Source organism: Nitrospirota bacterium (genome assembly GCA_040756155.1).
GTDB lineage: Bacteria > Nitrospirota > Thermodesulfovibrionia > JACRGW01 > JBFLZU01 > JBFLZU01.
In genome coordinates this window covers 4,157-24,998 of record JBFLZU010000052.1, presented here as the reverse complement: position 1 = coordinate 24,998, position 20,842 = coordinate 4,157, and the positions used below count along the sequence as shown (strand labels likewise).

Annotated in this window: 26 protein-coding genes and 1 tRNA gene; 24 read left to right on the top strand and 3 right to left on the bottom strand. The window is 39.5% G+C overall.

Going from position 1 to position 20,842, the window contains the following annotated elements; translation table 11 throughout:
• The 22 genes from AB1488_05405 to AB1488_05300 all read left to right on the top strand — a co-directional run.
• The coding region (locus AB1488_05405) for a hypothetical protein (GenBank protein MEW6409532.1) at positions 1 to 1,243 on the top strand (1,243 nt) is incomplete at its 5' end.
• A 47-nt stretch (positions 1,244 to 1,290) separates the two neighbouring features.
• Positions 1,291 to 1,659, top strand: a complete 369-nt coding sequence (gene queD, locus AB1488_05400; GenBank protein ID MEW6409531.1) for a 6-carboxytetrahydropterin synthase QueD — start codon at positions 1,291 to 1,293, stop codon at positions 1,657 to 1,659.
• 46 nt (positions 1,660 to 1,705) lie between these two features.
• Positions 1,706 to 3,058 (top strand): TldD/PmbA family protein, encoded by a 1,353-nt coding sequence (locus tag AB1488_05395; GenBank protein MEW6409530.1) that lies wholly within the window; start codon positions 1,706 to 1,708, stop codon positions 3,056 to 3,058.
• Between the two features lie 184 nt (positions 3,059 to 3,242).
• Entirely contained in the window at positions 3,243 to 4,784 is a 1,542-nt protein-coding gene (locus tag AB1488_05390; protein MEW6409529.1) for a tetratricopeptide repeat protein, read from the top strand.
• The gene (gene ispE, locus AB1488_05385) at positions 4,781 to 5,788 is read left to right on the top strand and encodes a 4-(cytidine 5'-diphospho)-2-C-methyl-D-erythritol kinase (GenBank protein MEW6409528.1); all 1,008 of its coding nucleotides are present in this window, start codon (positions 4,781 to 4,783) and stop codon (positions 5,786 to 5,788) included. The genes AB1488_05390 and ispE overlap by 4 nt, the downstream gene beginning before the upstream one ends.
• 69 nt (positions 5,789 to 5,857) lie before the next feature.
• Positions 5,858 to 5,931, top strand: a tRNA-Gln gene (locus AB1488_05380).
• A gap of 100 nt (positions 5,932 to 6,031) precedes the next feature.
• Positions 6,032 to 6,973, top strand: a complete 942-nt coding sequence (locus AB1488_05375; GenBank protein ID MEW6409527.1) for a ribose-phosphate pyrophosphokinase — start codon at positions 6,032 to 6,034, stop codon at positions 6,971 to 6,973.
• A 14-nt stretch (positions 6,974 to 6,987) separates the two neighbouring features.
• Entirely contained in the window at positions 6,988 to 7,659 is a 672-nt protein-coding gene (locus tag AB1488_05370; GenBank protein ID MEW6409526.1) for a 50S ribosomal protein L25, read from the top strand.
• Positions 7,660 to 7,683: 24 nt separating this feature from the next.
• A complete protein-coding gene (pth, locus tag AB1488_05365; protein ID MEW6409525.1) occupies positions 7,684 to 8,265 on the top strand; it encodes an aminoacyl-tRNA hydrolase in 582 nt (193 codons plus the stop codon).
• A 26-nt stretch (positions 8,266 to 8,291) separates the two neighbouring features.
• Complete coding sequence (rpsF, locus tag AB1488_05360) at positions 8,292 to 8,609, top strand: 30S ribosomal protein S6 (protein ID MEW6409524.1); 318 nt, start codon at positions 8,292 to 8,294, stop codon at positions 8,607 to 8,609.
• Positions 8,602 to 8,988: a single-stranded DNA-binding protein gene (gene ssb, locus AB1488_05355; protein MEW6409523.1), complete on the top strand. Its 387-nt coding sequence runs from the start codon at positions 8,602 to 8,604 to the stop codon at positions 8,986 to 8,988. The genes rpsF and ssb overlap by 8 nt, the downstream gene beginning before the upstream one ends.
• A 47-nt stretch (positions 8,989 to 9,035) precedes the next feature.
• On the top strand, positions 9,036 to 9,302 hold the full coding sequence (gene rpsR / locus AB1488_05350; GenBank protein MEW6409522.1) for a 30S ribosomal protein S18: 267 nt from the start codon (positions 9,036 to 9,038) through the stop codon (positions 9,300 to 9,302).
• 85 nt (positions 9,303 to 9,387) lie between these two features.
• A complete protein-coding gene (locus AB1488_05345; protein ID MEW6409521.1) occupies positions 9,388 to 9,669 on the top strand; it encodes a DUF507 family protein in 282 nt (93 codons plus the stop codon).
• Positions 9,666 to 9,944, top strand: coding sequence for a DUF507 family protein (locus AB1488_05340; GenBank protein MEW6409520.1), 279 nt, complete (start codon positions 9,666 to 9,668; stop codon positions 9,942 to 9,944). Before AB1488_05345 ends, AB1488_05340 begins: the two co-directional genes overlap by 4 nt.
• Positions 9,945 to 10,135: 191 nt before the next feature.
• Positions 10,136 to 10,459: a hypothetical protein gene (locus AB1488_05335; GenBank protein MEW6409519.1), complete on the top strand. Its 324-nt coding sequence runs from the start codon at positions 10,136 to 10,138 to the stop codon at positions 10,457 to 10,459.
• Positions 10,460 to 10,577: 118 nt separating this feature from the next.
• On the top strand, positions 10,578 to 11,123 hold the full coding sequence (locus AB1488_05330) for a nitrous oxide reductase accessory protein NosL (GenBank protein MEW6409518.1): 546 nt from the start codon (positions 10,578 to 10,580) through the stop codon (positions 11,121 to 11,123).
• An 86-nt stretch (positions 11,124 to 11,209) separates the two neighbouring features.
• Positions 11,210 to 11,683 (top strand): nitrous oxide reductase accessory protein NosL, encoded by a 474-nt coding sequence (locus tag AB1488_05325; protein MEW6409517.1) that lies wholly within the window; start codon positions 11,210 to 11,212, stop codon positions 11,681 to 11,683.
• Positions 11,684 to 12,031 carry a hypothetical protein gene (locus tag AB1488_05320; GenBank protein ID MEW6409516.1) on the top strand — a complete coding sequence of 116 codons (348 nt, stop codon included), beginning with the start codon at positions 11,684 to 11,686 and terminating at the stop codon, positions 12,029 to 12,031.
• On the top strand, positions 12,028 to 13,200 hold the full coding sequence (locus AB1488_05315; protein MEW6409515.1) for an ABC transporter permease: 1,173 nt from the start codon (positions 12,028 to 12,030) through the stop codon (positions 13,198 to 13,200). The genes AB1488_05320 and AB1488_05315 overlap by 4 nt, the downstream gene beginning before the upstream one ends.
• A 73-nt stretch (positions 13,201 to 13,273) precedes the next feature.
• The gene (locus AB1488_05310) at positions 13,274 to 13,996 is read left to right on the top strand and encodes an ABC transporter ATP-binding protein (protein ID MEW6409514.1); all 723 of its coding nucleotides are present in this window, start codon (positions 13,274 to 13,276) and stop codon (positions 13,994 to 13,996) included.
• A complete protein-coding gene (locus tag AB1488_05305; GenBank protein ID MEW6409513.1) occupies positions 13,997 to 15,004 on the top strand; it encodes a hypothetical protein in 1,008 nt (335 codons plus the stop codon).
• A gap of 12 nt (positions 15,005 to 15,016) precedes the next feature.
• Entirely contained in the window at positions 15,017 to 15,520 is a 504-nt protein-coding gene (locus AB1488_05300) for a Fe-S-containing protein (protein ID MEW6409512.1), read from the top strand.
• Here AB1488_05300 and AB1488_05295 read toward each other — a convergent pair.
• The 3 genes from AB1488_05295 to AB1488_05285 all read right to left on the bottom strand — a co-directional run bounded on the left by AB1488_05295 (position 15,517) and on the right by AB1488_05285 (position 18,578).
• A complete protein-coding gene (locus AB1488_05295; GenBank protein MEW6409511.1) occupies positions 15,517 to 16,191 on the bottom strand; it encodes an ABC transporter ATP-binding protein in 675 nt (224 codons plus the stop codon). The genes AB1488_05300 and AB1488_05295 overlap by 4 nt on opposite strands.
• Before the next feature lie 3 nt (positions 16,192 to 16,194).
• Positions 16,195 to 17,388 (bottom strand): ABC transporter permease, encoded by a 1,194-nt coding sequence (locus AB1488_05290; protein MEW6409510.1) that lies wholly within the window; start codon positions 17,386 to 17,388, stop codon positions 16,195 to 16,197.
• 86 nt (positions 17,389 to 17,474) lie between these two features.
• Positions 17,475 to 18,578, bottom strand: a complete 1,104-nt coding sequence (locus AB1488_05285) for a hypothetical protein (protein ID MEW6409509.1) — start codon at positions 18,576 to 18,578, stop codon at positions 17,475 to 17,477.
• A gap of 160 nt (positions 18,579 to 18,738) precedes the next feature.
• Here AB1488_05285 and AB1488_05280 point away from each other — a divergent pair, with 160 nt between their 5' ends.
• Entirely contained in the window at positions 18,739 to 19,761 is a 1,023-nt protein-coding gene (locus tag AB1488_05280; GenBank protein MEW6409508.1) for a glycosyltransferase, read from the top strand.
• Positions 19,762 to 19,793: 32 nt separating this feature from the next.
• On the top strand, positions 19,794 to 20,842 hold a 1,049-nt coding region (locus AB1488_05275), incomplete at its 3' end, for a radical SAM protein (protein MEW6409507.1).

Sequence of the window (20,842 nt, the reverse complement as noted above, 5' to 3'; positions counted from 1 at the left end):
TAAAGGAGGAGTATCTATATTTTTCCGTGACCATACCCTTTCTGACCTTATCGGTTTTGTGTATTCAAAGTGGGACTATAGAAATGCTGTTGAAGATTTTATTTTTAGACTTCATAAAACACATAAGAACCTTTCAGGAATCAAAGGTAACCATATAGTCTCCATAATCCTTGATGGTGAGAATGCATGGGAGTATTACAAAAATGATGGAAGGGATTTTCTCCTTTACCTTTATGAAAAATTGAGTAGAGACCCACTCATAAAAACAGTGACACCGAGCAGGTATCTTCAGGAGAACCCTCCAGAAAACTATATAGATAGACTTTTCCCTGGTTCATGGATAAACCATAACTTCAGCATATGGATAGGACATGAAGAAGACAATACTGCATGGGAAATCCTTTCTGAAGCAAGAGAAGAGGTAGATAAATTCAGCAAGGACATTTTGGTTGATAGATATTTCGACAAGCTCAATAAAGATGAAAGGCTTGTTTCAGCATTGGAAGAGATATACATAGCAGAAGGAAGTGACTGGTGCTGGTGGTATGGCGATGAACATATCTCTGAAAACGCTGAGGAGTTCGATGACCTCTATAGGAAACATCTGATAAATGTCTATAAAATACTTGATAAAGATGTCCCACCGATACTTCTTATACCCATAATTAGAGAGGATAGAAGATGTAAACCGACGGTCGAAATTACGGGGTTCATCTCACCCATTATTGATGGTGAGGTCTCAAACTACTTTGAGTGGCTCGGTGCAGGCTTCATAGATGTCCACAGGTGTGGAGGTGTGATGCACCGATCAGAAGGAATGCTTCAACACATTTACTATGGTTTTAATCTTGATAAGATGTTCTTGAGATTCGATCCTGTCAGAGATTTTAGCTATTTCCCTATCCCAAGTTTGATATTCTCAGTAAATTTTCTTAAGCCACAGATGTTTAACCTCGATGTAGCGGTCTCCATAGAAACCATGAGAATAAATGCTATACTATCTAAGTATAATAATGGTATGAAAGAAAAAGGGGTATCTCTTGAGATACCATCCGTAGCGATAAAGAAAATACTGGAGATAGCGGTTCCTTTTAAGAACCTTCAGGCAGGCGAAAATGAAGAAATTGCATTTTTTGTAGTTATCAAAAGGGAAGAGATGGAACTCGAGAGGTATCCATACAAAGGATACATATCGTTTAAAGTTCCAACCCCTGATTTTGAGGCGATAATGTGGCATGTGTAAAATAATAATTCAAAATTCAAAGTTTAAAATTTAAAATTGGTGGAATGATGTATGAGTTGATGATAGAGTCAAAATTTTCTGCTGCCCATCAACTACGGAATTACAAAGGTAAATGTGAAAAATTACACGGTCATAACTGGAAGGTCGCTGTCTATGTTATCACTGAGAGGTTGAATGACACAGGTATTGCTATAGATTTTGCAGAGCTAAAAACAACAACTGAAGAGATCTTAAATCAGTTAGATCACTCATTTCTGAATGATATGTTTCCATTTACAGAGATAAATCCATCTTCAGAGAATATTGCCAGATGGATTTATGACTCATTAAACAAAAAACTCAAGGATAGAAATCTTCAGGTATCCATGGTTACTGTATGGGAATCGGATTCTGCGGCAGCAACATATTATGAATAATAATCAAATGTTCAATTACCAATTGTTAATTGCTAATTGATAAATTATGGTTAATCCATATTCAATACTCGATAAGGTAGCACAACTCAAGTTAGATGCTGCAGAGTTATATCTCAAGGAATGGAGAAATACTACTCTTGAATCCAAGAATAGACAGGTTGAATCCATAGATGTCTGCAGGGGCAGTGGTATTGGGTTGAGATTGTTGAAGGATAGAAGGCTTGGATTTTCATTTTCGACATCTCTAAGTGAAAAGTCTATAGATGAACTTATAGAAAATGCATTTATCAGCAGTCACTCTGTCGATGAGGATGAATGGGTAGATATACCGTCTAAAGATAGTACGGAGTTCGGAGTTCGGAGTGGAGAGATAGAGATATACGATGAAGAGATTGATAAGATTTCAGAAGAAGAGATGATAAAATATGCCCTTCTTCTTGAGGAGTCTGCACTTACGGCTGATAAGAGGATAAAGAAGGTAAGAAAGGCGGTTGCATCGTTTTCAGTTTTATATACTACTTTGCTCAATACAAGAGGAGTAGATGTCTCGTATAAAAGCACTATTGCATCAGCCAGTATAATGGTTGTAGCCGAATCTAATAGCCCCCGACCGGATTCCCAGATGGCATGGGAATTTGATACACAGAGGTTTGTAGATAAACTTGACTTTAAAAGGGTTGGGGCAGATGCTGCATCCCTTGCAGTTGCCTTACTCGGTGCTGAGAAGGCTCCATCTGGAAAGGTTTCGGTTATATTAAGTAACAAGGTGGCTGTGGAGTTTCTTGCGGTGGTTGCCCCTGCATTATTTGCTGATAATGTTCAAAGAGGTAAATCACTCTTTGAAGACAAAGTAAGGGCTCAGGTTGCATTTCACGGACTTAATCTATGGGATGACGGAACCATAACAGGTAATATTGGAAGTGCACCGGTAGACGATGAAGGGGTGCCGATGCGACGCAAATTACTCATAGAAGATGGCATCCTCAAAGGATTCCTACACAATACATACACAGCTAAAAAAGGAGGGACAGCATCAACAGGAAATGCTGTAAGAGGTGGAATTAATGGTTTGCCTACTGTTGGGATTACGAATTTTTATATCGAGAAGGGTAAGCGTACAAGGTATCCTTTGACAGCAGATATATCAAATGGAATTTACATAACGGATACAATGGGTATTCATACAGCAAATCCCATCTCTGGAGATTTTTCGGTTGGTGTCTCTGGTTTCTGGATAAAGAATGGAGTAATTGTTCATCCTGTCAGAGAGGCGGTTTTCTCTGGCAATATATTTGATATGTTGCAGAAGATAAATGACATTGGAGATGATCTTCGTTTTTATGGACGAATAGGTTCACCGTCTATATCGCTGAGTGAGATGGATATAAGCGGTCAATAGAAAGGGGTATTTTCAGGTGAAAAGGTATATCTTTTTAATACAAACGAAATTATTATCTTTACCTGTCATCAAATTATTCAATGCATTTCTATTAATAACTATCCTATGTTTGTTTCTTGTCTGGACTCCTACAACATGGGCTTCAGATAAAGAAAAAGCACACTATCACTTTATTATTGGTTATATGTATGAATTAGATAGACAGATGGATAAGGCATTGTCAGAATACAAGATAGCACTATCATACGATAGCGAGTCGTTCTATCTGATGATGCAGTTATCAAAACTTCTGGCGAAGATGGGAAAATATACGGAGGCACTGGGATATGCGGAAAAGATTCTGCTTAAGGATGAAAATAATATACCTGCGCTGATGATTACTGGAGAGATATATAATTCGATGGACCGTATAGATGATGCAATAAAGAGTTATGAAAAGATAATAAAGATTAACCCGACAAATAGCAGGGCGTATTTTTATCTCGGGTCTATTTATGCCCAGCAGAAAAAATACGAGCAGGCTATTGATGTATTTAATCAACTGCTCAAATACGATAAAGAAGGCTTTATGGTTTATTACTACATAGGGAGTATTTATCTTGAAATGAAGAATTACGATGCTGCGATCTCTGCATTCAAGAAAGCAATTGAATTCAAACCGGGTTTTGAACTCGCATATATAAATATGGGGCATAGCTATGAACAGAAAAAAGAATGGGAGGCGGCAATCGATGCGTATAAGAAAGCAATAGATGTAAATCCCTCCAATCTCGATACACATTTCAAGATTGTTAATCTGTATGTCCAGCAGGATAAGTTCGATGCAGCATTAGGATATTTAGAAGAACTCAAGAAGGATCATCCAAAAAATCTCGAAATACACTATAAGATTGCTCTACTCTATGCTGAAAAAAAGATGTATGCCGATGCCATAAAAGAGTTTGAGTATCTTTTAAAAGAGAGACCGAACGATACGAGGCTTAGATATTATCTTGGAGGACTGTATGAGGAGATGAAAAATTATGAGGCGGCTGTTAAGGAATACAAAAAGATAATAGAACTCAATCCTAAAGATGTAAATGCATTTGTTCATCTCGGATATGTTTACAACAAGATGGGGAAAAATGAAGAGACTATAAAGACCTTAGAGGAGGCTATTAGTTTTGAGTCAAAAAAAGCCGAACTTTATCTTTATCTTGGGCTTGCCTACTCTCAGGATAAAAAATATGAAAAATCTGTAGAGACGTTTAAAATAGGTATTGAGATAGATCCTAAAAATGATAAACTACACTTTAACTTGGGTGTTGTGTATGAAAAAATGGGAAAATTCAATGATATGGAGGCTGAACTCAGAAAGACGATAGAACTAAACCCTAAGCACGCCGAGGCATTAAATTATCTCGGCTATAGTCTTGCTGATAGAGGAATAAACATAGATGAGGCGATCGGGCTTGTTAAGAAGGCACTGGAGATAGAGCCAAACAATGGTTACTATATAGATAGTCTCGGCTGGGCGTATTACCAGAAGGGTCTTTATGATGATGCACTGAGAGAGCTTAAACGGGCTGCAGAGATTGTTAAGGATGACGCAACTGTGCTCGATCATCTCGGTGATGTATATAGCAGGTTAAGCTCAAAGGAAGAAGCAGAAAAGATGTGGCAGAAGGCATTAGAGATAGAGCCTACAAATATAAAGATTAAAGAAAAATTGAAGAAGTCTAAATGAGACTCACGATTAAGACACCAGCAAAAGTAAATCTATTACTTAAGGTCAATGGGATAAGGACGGATAATTATCATGAAATTTTGACTGTTTTGCACATGATATCTCTATATGACGAAATTACATTTACCCCGTTAGAAAGCTCCGTGGCTCGCCACAGGGATGAAACACTATTGAATTCCATAGCTAACAGAGAGTCTAAAGCCCCATGTGAGTTTCTAACGGGGTTTACTGATTTTGAAGGTGATATCAAGATAGTATGCAACGCCAATGGAGTTTCGAGACCTAAGGGTATCCAAAAAATTGAAAATTTTTTGGGACCGCCTGAGGATAATCTTGCCTTTCGTGCCGCCAAACTTCTCAAAGAAAAGACAAAGGTATCTGCTGGTGTCAGAATAGAAATCAGAAAGGGGATTCCTATATCTGCTGGTCTTGGGGGAGGAAGTAGCGATGCTGCGGCAACCCTTATAGCCCTTAACTACCTGTGGAAAACAGGGCTGTCAAGGCATGAGTTAATGGAGATTGGAAGCAGTCTCGGAACAGATGTTCCATTCTTTATATATGGTACTGCAGCTATCGGGACAGGACGGGGTGATAAATTGATGCCTTTCAAACCTCTTCCTGCATTAAATTTACTTATCGTCAATCCACTTTTTCCTGTCTCGACTGCCTGGGTATACAGAAATTATAACAAACCACAGTATTTGACAGATATAGATTATAATGTTAAAATATTAAGTTCTTTTTCATTGAATGAGCTCTCCAATGACCTTGAAGATGTAGTCATTAAAGAGTATCCTTTGGTAAAGGAATTGAAGAAAGCACTTGCAGAGAATGGTGCTATAGCAGCGGTGATGACGGGAAGTGGACCAACGGTTTTTGGCATATATCCCGATGAGACGGCTATCAATGAGGCAAAAAAAGGGATGCAGAGGAGGGGATACTGGGTAGAAGCCGTTAAGACGCTTGAATCTTCTCCACTGGAGGAGTATTTGATAGGATTATAGGATTAAAGGATTAAAGGGGTAAAGGGGTAAGTTGCTTAGCCCTTAGTCCTTGTCCCTTTAATCCTGAATTCGGAGGTCGTCTAATGGTAGGACAGGAGCCTTTGGAGCTCTCGATCGGGGTTCGAGTCCCTGCCTCCGAGCCAATTGAGTGATGAGTTCGGGGTTTTGAGTTAGGAGATTTAAGATTTTTCTATGAACTCTGAACTCGAAACTCCTAACTATAGTTAATTTAGGGAGGTAGAAATGCCGAGTGGACTTAAACTTTTTTCAGGAAACGCCAACAAAAGACTGGCTGAAGAAATATGTGATTGTCTTGAAATACCGCTTGGTGATGTCACAGTAGATGCCTTTAGCGATGGAGAGATCATGGTTCAGATTAATGAAAATGTCAGGGGGACAGATGTTTTTGTGCTACAGCCGACATGTGCCCCTGTAAACCATAATCTCATGGAATTACTCATAATGGTAGATGCATTTAAAAGGGCATCAGCACGACGGATCACAGCAGTGATTCCTTACTATGGTTATGCGAGGCAGGACAGAAAGGTTCATCCACGGGTGCCCATCACATCTAAACTGATTGCCGATTTAACGGTGGCTGCGGGTGTTGACAGAGTACTTACTCTGGATCTTCACGCAGGTCAGATACAGGGTTTTTTTAATATACCTGTTGATAATCTCTATGCAACGCCTGTGCTATTAGAATATCTGAAAAGTATAAAACTTGATGATCTTGTAGTTGTATCACCTGATGCTGGTGGGGTTGAGAGGGCAAGGGCGTTTGCAAAAAGACTTTTATCAACCCTTGCTATTATAGATAAAAGAAGAGAAAAGGCTAACGAATCAGAAGTAATGAATATTATCGGTGAGGTTAATGATAGAGATGCACTTATAATTGATGACATGATAGATACAGGAGGAACCATAACACAGGCCGTCTCAGCTCTAAAAGAGCATGGTGCAAAACGGGTTTTAGCAGCATGCACCCATGCTGTTCTTTCTGGTTCTGCTGTCGAGAGACTGAATAACTCACAGATAGACGAGATAATTGTTACAAACTCTATACCATTGGACAGCAAAAAAGAACAGTGTAAAAAACTTACTGTTCTATCAGTGGCTCATTTACTTGGTGAAGCAATCAAGAGGATACATGAAGAGACATCTGTGAGTTCACTTTTTGTATAGGAGGTTGTAGCCGTATGAAGACGATAGAGCTTTTAGTAAAATTGAGAGAGGAAAAGGGTAAGGGATATGCAAGAAGATTACGCAGGAATGGTATGATCCCTGCGGTGGTTTATAGAGAAGGGAAATCTACCCCCATAAGTGTTAGAATTAAGGATCTAACTGATATTCTCACACGAGGGGGAGGGGAACATGTACTTATCAACCTGAAGTTTTCAGGTAATGGTGAAGAAAAATTAGCCATTGTAAGAGATATACAGAGAGACCCTATAAAAGAACATCTTCTTCATATAGATTTTTTTGAGGTTTCGCTCAAAGAGAAAGTAAGGGTAACAATTTCTGTTGTTATATCTGGCAAAGAGCCGCTCGGTGTTAAACAGAAAGGTGGAATACTTGAGCAGGCTACAAGAGAGATAGAGATAGAATGTTTCCCGACAGCTATACCTGAGAGGATAGAAGTAGATGCATCGTCTCTGGATATTGGAGACTCAATACATGCAGGTGACCTCGCCGTCCCTGAAGGAATAAGGGTGCTCGAGGATGAGGATACTGTTATCTGTTCGATACTTGCACCTATATCAGAGGTGGCACTTGAAGAGATTCTCGCAACAGCACCTGCAGAGACGATAAAGGAACCAGAACTTATCAAGAAACCTAAGGAGGCTGAGGTCGAAGAAGAGAAAGGATAAATATTTTTTGGAGCTTATTGTTGAATGAAGATCATAATGGGACTTGGAAATCCTACAAAAAGATACTCTAAAAGTCGACATAATATTGGCTTTATGGTTATAGATGAACTCTCCCATATATACAATATCTCAATTAATGAAAAGATATGCAGGTCTATGTGTGGTAGAGGAATGATTGACCATCAAGAGATTATACTTGCCAAGCCACAGACATATATGAATTTAAGCGGTGATGCTGTATCGCTACTTTTTCGTAGGTTTTCAGTTCCACCTGAAAATCTTGTGGTAATACATGATGATCTTGATTTAACTGTCGGGAGATTAAAGATAAAAACCAGTGGGGGGACGGCAGGCCACAGAGGGGTAACATCTATAATAAGAGCCATAGGAAACAGATTTGTAAGAATAAGAATCGGTATAGGAAGACCAGATACGGGCAGGTCTCCTGAAGATTATGTCCTTGATTCGTTTGAGCCACACGAGATTGAGATTATCTCAGGGATGGTTAAATGTGCATTGGATGCGGTAAGGTCAATAATTATTGATGGTGTTTCAATCGCAATGAACCGCTTTAATAGACAGGAGTTAACAAAAGTCAGTCGATGACTTGTAGAGAGGAGGAGGTGAATTGAATGAATTTTTATGAGTTGCTCTTCATCATCAATCCAAACCTCAGCGATGAAGAAGCTACAGGTGTTGTGAATAAGGTTAATGAACTTATAGGCAGATTGGGAGGAGTGGTTTTTAAGACCGAAAAGTGGGGAAAAAGGAAACTTGCCTATGAAGTTAAAAAACATAAGAAGGGTTATTACATACTTATGAACTTCAACCTTGAGCCATCGAAGGCATCTGAACTCGAGAGGACATTCAGACTTACAGACCCAATAATCAGATATTTAATTGTAAATCTTGAACCGCCTCAGGCGGTTGGAGGTAGTATAAATGGCTAATTATAACAAGGTGATACTTATTGGTAATCTTACGAGGGATCCAGAGATAAGATATACACCAAATGGGACATCGGTTGCGAGCTTCAGGATTGCTGTAAATCACAGATACAGACAGGGAGAAGAAATGAAGGAAGAGGTTTGTTATATTGATGTAGTCGTGTTTGGCAAACAGGCAGATACATGTGGTCAGTATCTGAATAAGGGAAGCTCGGTACTGGTTGAAGGACGTATTCAGGAGCGTCGCTGGGAGTCTGAGGAAGGACAGAAAAGGAGCAAACACGAAATAGTTGCACAGACCATAAGATTTCTTTCTTCCTCTAAACAGACTCATGCGGTTGAGAGTGGCGAAGATGCTGAGTTTAATGATGTACCATTCTAATTAATTACCAGGTAATCTCTACCTAATTACATAGAGATTAGTAGTGAATTAGTAGTGAATTACCTAAACTTAGGGGGGTAACATTGGAACAAAAAAGAAGGTTTCAGAGAAAGAAGGTCTGCAGATTTTGTGTCGATAAGGTAGATTCCATAGACTACAAGGAGACCAAAATCTTGAGGAATTTTATTACCGAGAGGGGGAAAATACTTCCGAGAAGGATTTCAGGAAACTGTGCCAGACATCAAAGGCAGGTAACAACTGCAATCAAAAGGGCGAGAAATATTGCGCTGCTTCCATTTACATGGGAGCAGTAAACCCCGCACCCCACTTTCGCGGGGTGCGAAGACTGCGCGGGTGGGGCTTTCTGGGTGCGGGGTAAAACTGTTGAGTTATGTAAAAATGAGGTTACCTAAGGAGTGGAGAGGTGAGATTTCTAAAAGGATAATAGAAGACTTGATTGAAAGAGAGTTCGTCAGGCTCAAGATACCCAAAGAAAACGCTATAAAGATAGTTGATGAGATTATAACAGAAGAACTGTTGCTTGAGGATAAGCTTAATGAAGAAATTAAAGATCTTCTTAAACAATATGAGTCAGAGATAGAAAAAAACAAACTTGATTATAGAAAACTTTTTGAGCTAACGAAGCAAAGGCTTGCAAAGGAAAGAAATATAATACTTTGAGATTAAGCAACGACAAGATAAACCATATTACACACCTGATACTCAATGGATTGATCGAAAAGGATACCATCGAGCTTATCTATGAAGAGGGCAAGGTCAGGAGAGAAATAAGAAGGGTGATAGTTGATGATCTAAGATTGGATGAAGAGATAGATGCATTTGTCAGGAGTAAACTCCAATCTTACTCAAGACGCATATTTGAAGGTAGCCCTGAATGGGAAGTAATGTATCAGAAATTTTTCCATGAAGAGATGGCAAAGAGGAAAAGAATATAAAAACTTACGATATCTTACGATATAACGAAAGGTTATAACTTTTTATAAAAAATATGAATTTGACTATACATGCCCTGAGTGATATTATAAAAATAAAGAAATTATTATAAGATGATTATAAGATGCTAAACTCATGGGGTAAAATAGTTCCAATCTTATTAATTGCTTTTTTAACTTTAACAATGCCCGGCATGGCAAAAATTATCATGGGTGAGGATGTAGATTGTTCTCTGAGATGTCAACATAATCAGAAGGCTGAAAGTTGCTGTTGCAGGATGGACAATCCGTGGCCTCAAGATGTAAATGAGGGTCTATGTTTTAAGCAGGGTAGGTGTGCCCGAGTACCTCCAGATGAAATAATTTTCCATGCCAACGAGCATCCTATTACTCTACCTGAAGAAGGAAGGGTTCCCATATTTCTTAAGATGTCTGTTTTACAGAATCTTTACTCTATTATAGCCTCGAGTATCTTTTTAGCCTCTATCGAAAAACCTCCACAAGACCTTTTAACCTAAAACTTTCTTTTTACCCTTCACCCTAACCCTTAATTTTAAGGGGCAAGGGTCAAGTAGCAAGGGTTATGTGAACCTATTTAACTCGTTCATTATAATTAATCCGAAAGGGGCGATAAAAATGAAGTACCTTAAAATCTCTGTTTTTGCGATTATTATGGCATTCTGCCTTTCAATGACAGGTGTGGTCTTTGCGCAGGATGACATTAAAAAACACCCTTCATGTAAATACTGCGGAATGGACAGGCAGAAATTTGATCACACAAGGATATACATCGAATATGAAGATGGGACATCTGAGGGACTATGCAGCATCCACTGCGCAGCGATTGATCTGGCTTTAAATATTGACAAAACACCAAAGGCAATCTGGGTTGGCGATTACAATACAAAAAAGCTCATTGATGTTGAGAAGGCTGTATGGCTTATAGGTGGCAGTAAGATGGGTGTGATGACCAAAAGAGCCAAGTGGGCATTTGAAAATAAAGAGGCTGCTGAGAAATTTCAGAAAGAGAATGGCAGTGAAATAGCAAACTTTGAAAAAGCCATGAAAGCAGCCTATGAGGATCTGTATGAAGATACGAAAATGATAAGAGAAAAACGGAAGATGAAAAGAATGGAGAAGATGAAAGAAATGGAACATAAGAAAATGGAGCATATGCACTAAAACTGAAGTCCTGAAGTGCTGAAGTTCTGGAGTCTTGGAATTATTGACTTCAGAGCTTCAGCTCTGTTTCCTTCGGTTCTATCGCCATGAAACAGCTATTTTTTACGTTAACGATAATCTTACTTATAACCCATCTTGTTTATGCAGATGATAAAAAACCTGTGCAGCTTAAAAAGACGGACAAGTGTCCTGTATGCGGAATGTTTGTATATAAATATCCTGATTGGGTTGCGCAGATAATTTTTAAAGACAACACCTATGCGGTATTTGATGGCGCCAAGGACATGTTCAAGTATTATTATAATCTTAACAAATACAACCCCTCTAAAAAGAAGTCTGATATACTTGCTATTTATGTCACAGAATATTATTCATTAAAAATGGTACCTGCAGAAAAAGTTTTTTTTATCATAAGAAGTAATGTCTATGGTCCAATGGGGAAAGAACTGATACCTGTTGAGACCGAAAGTGGGGCAAAGGAATTCGTGAAGGACCACGGTGGGAAAAGAATCCTGAGGTTTAATGAAATTACCGAAATTACCATGGAGGATCTCAAATAGTTGCGTAAATCCACAATCTTTTTTACATTTATCGCATTAAATCTAATGGTTATGGCTGCACTATATGTTCAGTCGCGTATTGCCCTTTCTGAACGTCATACTCTCAGGAAAGACATGGAAGAGATTGTTAGAACATTGAGCTTGACAGACATGGTTTTTTCGACAGATGCCCGCTATACAAGGCATCCAACTCAGGCTGATTTGTTTTCAGCCTTTCAGGATTATCCTGGTTCCATCGAGCATTTTCCAACAGGCTCGATCATTGCCCCACCTGATTTTACTTCCACAGGAACCTTTATCAAAGTGAGCAGGCGTAAAGAGGCTTACACAGATACGGAAAACAAATGAGTCTTAAAAAGCACAGGAATATTCTGGACTACACATTACAGTCTCTGTTGAGGAGAAAATTCAAGAGTATGGGGATTATTATAGTCTTTACATCTATGATCTTTATGCTCGGTTCTATTATATTTCTCTCGTATTCATTTAAGAGAGAGGCATCCCTTATACTGAAAGGGTCCCCGGAATTAATCGTTCAGAGAGTTATAGCTGGAAGGCATGATCTCATCTCGCTGAGATTAATTAAAGAGATCAGCGAAATTCTTGGTGTTAATAGAGTTAAGCCAAGGTTCTGGGGATACTATTACGATTCGGCTATAAAGGCAAATTATACCATCCTTGCTGTGGATGATGCTGTTTTGAAAGACAACCGACTTCTGAAGGGTCGTATGCCACGGTCGCATGAGAAAAATGTTACTGCGATAGGCAAGGGAATTGCTAATGTACGGTTCATAGATTTGGGTGATAAGTTATCTCTTCAGTCTGCGGATGGTAGATGGATGGATTTCGAGGTTATCGGAATTTTCGAGGCTGACTCTGATCTCCTGACCGCTGATCTTATAGTAATGAGTTATATTGATTTCAAGAATCTGGTTAAGATGCCTGATGGAATGGCGACAGACCTATTGGTATCCATTTATAATGAGGCAGAGACGCCTACCATTGCGAGAAAGATAAAAGAGCGATTTCCAGATACAAGACCTCTCCTTCGTGACGAAATCATTAGAACCTATGACGCAGTTTTCGGATGGAGGAGCGGTTTGATTTTGATCGGTTTTATCGGAGCATTGACCTCTTTTATCATCCTATCATGGGATAAAGCGATGGGACTCAGTGCAGAGGAGAAGAAAGAGATAGGGATACTCAAAGCAATCGGATGGGAAACTTCGGATGTCCTTGAAATGAAGTTTTGGGAAGGATTGGTCATTTCTCTGGCATCTTTTCTTATGGGAATAATTCTGGCCTATCTACATGTGTTCTTTTTAGGTGCTTCACTGTTTGCCCCTGCACTGAAAGGCTGGTCTATAATTTATCCAGATTTCAGACTTGCACCGTTTATAAATCCTTATCAGATAGCTACGCTGATAGCAATTACCGTAGTTCCCTATATCGCCTCTACCATTATTCCTTCGTGGAAGGTTTCCATCTCAGACCCGGATGAGTTAATGAGGGGGTAAAATAAAATTAAAAATGCAAAATGCAAAATTAAAAATTAAGAATCTAACCAGAACTGATCGAGGCTATTTTTGAATGAGCAGTGAAATAATAATAACTGAGAACCTCACAAAATATTACAATAGGGGAAAACCCAATGAGGTCTTGGCTGTCAACGATGTGAGTATACGAATCCGAAGGGGAGACTTCGCCGTACTTATGGGACCCAGTGGGTCTGGGAAGACTACGCTCTTATCTATGATAGGGTGTATGAGCAGACCGACATCAGGCAAAGTGATAGTAAAAGGTAAGGATGTATCACATCTTCCAGAAAGATTCATGACAACGATGCGTCGCAAGACCTTCGGGTTCATTTTTCAACTGCTCCACCTCGTTCCTGGAATTAATGTCTGTGAAAATGTAATGATGCCACTTTACCCTACCGACATAAAGCCATCAGAATTAAGAAAAAAAACAGAGGATATCCTCGACAGTCTCGGCATGTTAGAACGAAAGGATTTCCCTGTCCAGGAAATTTCAGGAGGGGAACAACAGAGGACAGCTATTGCGAGGGCATTGATCAACGACCCGGACATAATCATCGCTGATGAACCGACCGCGCACCTCGATACTCATCTTTCAGAGAAATTTATGTCCATTATGAAAGGCTTTCAACAGAAAGGAAAGACAATTATAATAGCCACACATGACCCACTTGTATACGAAAAAAACTATATCAATCTAATTTTTGAGATGCGAGATGGTATGGTTAAGAATATCGCTATAAGAAATTTTGGACTTCCTTCACGGGAGACATAGATGGTGTTACATTCCAGTGTTATCGCCCTGATTCTTGGTTCTGGTGTTGTGCTTCTGCTTATCTTATCTGCTGCGGCTCTTGGAATAAGGATTCTACTTAAATGGGATATCAAGAGTAGTTCAGAGGAACAGCTTTCTCTTGAAAGAAAGACATATCTGGTTTCAACACTTGTTCAATATGCACTTGGTTTTGAAATCCTCTCCACACTTCTCTTTCTCTATACAGCAGACGATATCCATTACCTTCTGGTAGGGGCTATGTGTGCAACAGGTTCCCTTAATGCTAACCCTTATGGATTTCCTACACTTTATGCTAAGGTAGCTGCATTATTTATTTCAGCCTCATGGATTGCCATAAACTATTTAGACAGCAAGGCTGAGGATTATCCACTGACCATGACGAAATATAAGTTTCTCCTGTTTGTTGTGCTGGTTGTTATAGTGGAATCCGTCTTACAGTTCCTGTATTTTCTAAATGTCAACCCTGATGTTATTACCTCATGCTGTGGTTTTCTTTTCAGCGAAGGAGGTAGAGGACTTGGAAGTTCGCTTGCTTCTTTACCAATCCTGCCTGCCAAGATCACCTTTTATTCTTTATTGACTATTTCGATTGTTTTAGGTATCACGACATTAAAAACCAGCAGAAAACCATTTACCTTTCTCTTTTCTATCTCATCCTTTCTCTTTTTTATTGTATCTGTTATATCAATCATTGCCTTTATTTCACTCCATTTTTATCAACTTCCTACACATCACTGCCCATTTGACATCCTTCAGGGAGAGTATTATTATATTGGATATCCTCTGTATGTAACCCTCTTCGGTGGATGTTTTTTTGGAATGATGGTTGGTGCCATTGAGCCATTTAAGAATATTTCATCGCTGTCAGTGGTAATCCCGCAGGTTCAGCGGAGATGGTCTTTAAGGGCTGTAGTGGGTATAACCCTTTTTGCTATGATAGCAACAGCACCGATGGTTTTTCTGCCATTTACACTTGAGGGATATTAACAGGAGATCGAAATGATAGAGAGAAAAAGGTTCAAGGTTCAACCCCGAATCAAGTTCGGGGCAAGATTCAACTTTTTAAGACAGATTGGGTTCTTAATCCTTTATTTATTACTCCTTGTACCCGCATGTAGTAAACTTCCTGTAGAGCACAAGGTGGTGAAGGCACAGAACGGTGAAATAAGGATACCAGTTAGGGATGTCAGTGACGGAGGTGTCCATTTCTTTACATATAAGGCAGGGGGAAAAAGGATAAACTTTTTAGTAAGAACAGACAGAACAGGTAGTTTGAGAACACATTTTAATGCATGTTACGCATGTTACAAAAATAAAAAGGGGTACAGAGTGGAAGGGACGGAACTTGTATGCAACGAATGTAATTTGAGATACAATATTGCAGATGAAACATGGAAACATGTAGGAATGGGATGTAGCCCTATTCCCTTCCAAAGCAACATCAAAGATAATGAACTTGTTATAAGCCTTAAGGACATAGAAAAAGGGAAAAGGCTGTTTTAAATCTCCTGCAGGGTGCCGTGGCTCATCCTGAGTCTTCTCTTTGCTTCCTTTGCCAGTTCTGAACTATGGGTTACGAGAATGAAGGTAATACATTTTTCAATATTGATCCTTTTTAAAAAGTTCATTATCTCAGCCTCGGTTTCTTCGTCAAGGTCTCCTGTTGGCTCGTCTGCGAGTATTATCTCAGGGTCATTCATGAGTGCACGTGCAATACCAACACGCCTCTGCTGACCTCCAGATAGCTGTGAAGGATATGTGTTTAAATGGTCTCCAAGTCCAACCATACCAAGATATTCAACCGCCTTCTTTTCGCTATTTCTTTTTTTCTCAGAGTTGAAGACCCTTGGAAGAAGGAGGTTTTCCTTTACTGTAAGAACAGGCAGAAGGCTTGCAAACTGGAATATAAAGCCTACCTTTTTAGCCCTGTATTCAGATAGTTCATCTCTATCAAGTGAGTAAATATCAGTGCCATCAAAGATGACCTTGCCTGAGGTGGGGGTTAAAATCCCCCCAACAATAGAGAGAAGGGTTGTCTTACCTGAACCAGAATGCCCCACAATGGAGAGAAATTCTCCCTTGTTAATCTTTAATGAGACATTATCAAGCGCCTTGATGGTATTTTCCCCAAGGGTGTATGTCTTAGTAAGGGTCACAACCTCGATCTGGGACAAACCTTATACCTCCTTTATTGCGATAAAGGGTTCGATCTTTTTTAAGCGGTATATTGGTAAAAGGGCTCCAAGGACGCATATCATGGTTCCCACCGTAAAAGCAACCAGAGAAATCCCTGTCTGCTCAGCTATAGTAATCTTTGCAGAGATATTCTTTAAAAGGGTAAAGCCTTTTGATAGAGATATAAAAAGATAAATACCAAGACCAATCCCAACAAGGCTTCCTATAGCTCCGAGAGTAAAGACCTCAGTAAAGAAAAGCCTTACAATATGTGATTCCTTTGCCCCGATAGCACGCATGATACCTATTTCCCTTAAACGCTCATTGACTATTGCTGAGAAGATTGCCCATGCCAGAAAGACTGACAACATGGATGCCAGGACAATGGTAATGGAGAAAATCTGATTTATATCCTTAAGGGTACGGAGTATATCCTTACCTATATCACTCCTCGCTACAACATCCACCTCTATTATCTCTCCTTCGATATCACGACCAACCTTGTATGGATCATAGCCTCTCTTGACTTTTGTAAAGATAACCGACACCTGTTCTGGTTTTAAAACTGACTTTCCTTGTCTTATGATTTCTTCGATATTTTCTTCGCTCAGAAAGATTGCGTTATCGAGCCCTGTCCCGGATTTTTCAAGGGAGCCAATAATCTTAAACATAGTTCCAAAAAGGGTAGTATCTATCTCCATAAGCCCAAGACCAATATTAAGAAAAGATTCGTATCCTACAATCGCCTCACCCTTCTCAAGTCTGCGGCCAAGGGTCTTTTCTAACCATGGCCTTACAATAAAGTCAGTATCCTGATTGAAGGCAACGACCTTTGCTTCAGGAACATCACAGCAAACCCCAAAGATGGTAGTCAGATAGGTCTGGTATGTAACCGCCTCAATCCCCTCGATTTTCTTGACCCTTTCGACTATACTTTTATCCATATAGAAGGATTTTACCGTTGTCTCAAGCAGTACCTCTTCAGCAAATCCCCTGGCGCCAACAGGGACTACAAGCAAATCAGCACCAAGACGGCCAGATGCCCTCTTGATGCTTGAGCTCACACTGGTAATAAATGAAAGGCCAAATACGAGGATGGACACCAGAAGGGCTATCGAAAAGACCAGTATACCCGTCCTGAAACTTTTTCTTTTCAGATTTTTAATAGCAAGTGTTAAGAGACTGAATTCTTTCATGACAATAAAAAATAATTACGGGCATCCTTCGATAAACTCAGGATGCCCGCTTTCTTTCAATACCTTTATTTACCTCTTATTACCTCTTACTTCCAGTTGCCATCTATACCACAGAGGACAGCACTACCTTTGATCCCTATCTTCTCGTGGCAGGCGTTACAGGTTGATACAGGCTTACCCACCTGCTTCTTTGCCTCCATATCATAGAGCTGTATTGTACCGTCGGTTATATCCTTGCCTTCTTTGTCCTTTATGGTCTGCCTTAAGGTTAGAACAGCATATTTTCCATCAGGGGTAGGCATTGCATCATGATTTTCACCTTTTACCATTTCCTCATCAATTGGTTTCAGTGTTTTGGCATCTATAAGGTAGAACCTGTCTCTACCTGACTGCAAGAGTAACTTACCATCGTCGGTGAAATACTGTCTGAATGTAAGAGTCTTACCTGGCTCTCCAGTAATTGTGTTCTTTGCCAGTACCTTTGCCTTACCCTTTTCGAGAGCTGGGAGATCGAGCATAATGAGGTCAATCTTCCCATTCGGTTTTCCACCAGTAGCCAGATTTACTACCACGAGGAATTTCTTCATATCAGGGGTATTCGTTCCATGATAGAATTTGGTCTCACCTAGTTTGTAGTCAAGAAACACTCTGTGTTTGTGCTCGAGGGTCTTTTTGTCAAATACATCGATGTATGCCTCGTCAGTCATTGTCACAGGCATAAATAAGGTTTTAGATTGTCCAGAACCACAATAATTAGCACCTGTCCATTTTGCCCTTGGATCGAGTTTGACTGCGACATCCTTGATCTTATCGCCTGTCTTGAGATCTGAGATACCGACATGTAAATTACCATCTGGATCAAGAAGGTAGGTTGACCAGTACATTTTGGTTCTGTCGTTGACATCAATTCTCGGGTCATGAGTTGGGTGTGTCTTCTTGTTTCCAATAACAACTCTTCCGAGGTCTTTAACCTTTATCGGGTTTTCTGTATCGTTCGGGTCGATCGTTACATCTGCCTTTGTAAAATGTCCACCCATTCCTGCTACATAGAGGGTTCCTGAATATGTTTTCTTAGCAGCAGAGGCAACCGGTGTTTTGGAATCAACAGTTGTGAATACAAAATAACCCGTTAACACAAACGCTACAGCAATGAATATCAAAATCCATTTTGATTTGAACAATTTCTTCATAAAATCCTCCCTTCGTTTACTTTATGACAGGTACAAACTGTTACTATGATTTTACAGCCTCCTCCAATACATCACCTCCTTTCAAAGGCATATAAATTTATAACACAGCAAAAAATGATTGTCAAGTCCTACGGATATCCTGCTATAATATTACTACAATATGGATAAATCCATTTCAATTATTATCCCGAATTACAACGGAAATGCAACTATCGGGAAATGCCTTGAATCTGCATTTTCTTCAAGGTATGGAAGATTTGAGGTCGTAGTTGTTGATGATTGTTCAACTGATGATTCAATAGAGACCATAAAGAAATTCCCCTGTAAGTTCATTCAGTTAGATAAGCACTCAGGGACATCAAAAGCAAGAAACACAGGTGCAAAAAACAGTAATGGTAAAATACTTTTCTTTATTGATTCTGACTGCCTTCTACAGGAAAATACCCTTGCTATTGTAAACAAAACTATCCCTACATTTTCATCTGAAAATATAATCATTGGAGGCACATACACCAGAATACCTTACGACGATAATTTTTTCAGTATCTTTCAATCTATATTTGTAAACTACTTTGAGACTAAGAAAAAGGAACCAGATTACATCGCTGCTCACGCTATGATCATTGATGCACAACTTTTCAAAGATAGCGGAGGATTTGTGGATGATTATTTCATTCCCATTATTGAGGATGTGGAGTTCAGCCATAGACTGCGCAGGGCAGGATGTAAACTTGTCATGAACCCTGAGATACTTGTCCAGCACATATTCAACTTTTCTTTAATGGGCTCGCTCCGCAATGCAGTGAAGAAATCCCTGTACTGGACAATGTACTCCATACAGAACAGAGATTTACTTGCAGATTCTGGCACTGCTTCTGTAGAACTTAAAATCAATGTAGCTTCCTGTTTATCAAATTTACTTCTTGTATTGCTTGGCATTGCCACCAAAAGTGCAGTCTTTTTGATTCCAGTTCCTTTGATATTTGCCTTTAATATCTTCATAAACAGAAAATTACTCCGGGCATTTTACGAAACTAAGGGTTTATCCTTTACTATCTTAGCAACACTTTATTACACAATACTCTATCCATTGGCTGTTGGGGCAGGGACTGTTATGGGGACTATAAAATTAATAATGCAAATGTTGTCATTGCGAGCGAAGCGAAGCAATCTCTCTTTTTAGCTCAGCAGAACAGCATCGCAAATTAGAATATAATGTATTCACCATTACGGTATATCGGATATATCTTGTGGAAGAAAAGACCGATCCATCTGACCTTTTTCGTAACCAGAAGGTGCAACTCGAGGTGTCCTTTTTGTTTCTATCTCAGTAAGAAAGGAGAATCTGCAGATAACCTGCCTGAAATCTCTCTGGATGAAATTGAAAAGATCTCCCTTTCTCTCAGAAGCCTTCTCTGGGTCGCCTTCTCCGGAGGTGAGGTTTATCTGAGAGAGGATATAGTTGATATAAGCAGGATATTCTACAAGAACAATAAACCCTCAATACTCCTTTATTCTACGAATGGATTAATGCCTGAACTGATAAGAAACAGAACAGAGGAGATACTGAAGCATTGCAGGAAAAGCGTGGTGGTGGTAAAACTTTCATTGGATGGGCTCTACACTGAGCATGATGCCCTTCGGGGAGTGCCAGGGAGCTTTGGAAAAGTGATGGAAACGTATTATAAACTCAGTGAACTCCTGAATGAATATCCTAACTTCGAACTGGGAATTAATACGGTCTTTTGCTCGAAAAATCAAGACGGTATAGATAGGGTATTTGAATTTGTTAAGGGTTTGGACAAGATAAGAACGCACACACTCTCGATGATACGTGGTGAAGTTGAAGATGAGAGTTTCAAGAATGTAGATTTAAATAAGTATCGCTATACAATCGAAACAATGGAGAAAGATCTAAAGAGAAAGATGGCGAGCATGTATCGTTTTAGAGGCGCACGACTCAAATCTGCACAGGATATCCTGCAAAGACGTCTTATATATCAGACTATATTAGAGCAGAGAAGTATTATACCCTGTTATGCCGGTCGGTTGAATCTGGTTTTGACTGAGACCGGAGATGTTTATCCGTGCGAATTGTTGAATCAAAGGATTGGAAATGTGAAAGATTACAATTACGATGTGAAGAAAATATTGCGATCAAAACAGGCAAAAAGGATTATTTACGAGATTCGCAAAAATGGGTGCTACTGCTCCCATGAATGCTACTTTATGACGAACATTTTATTCAATCCAAAGATGTATCC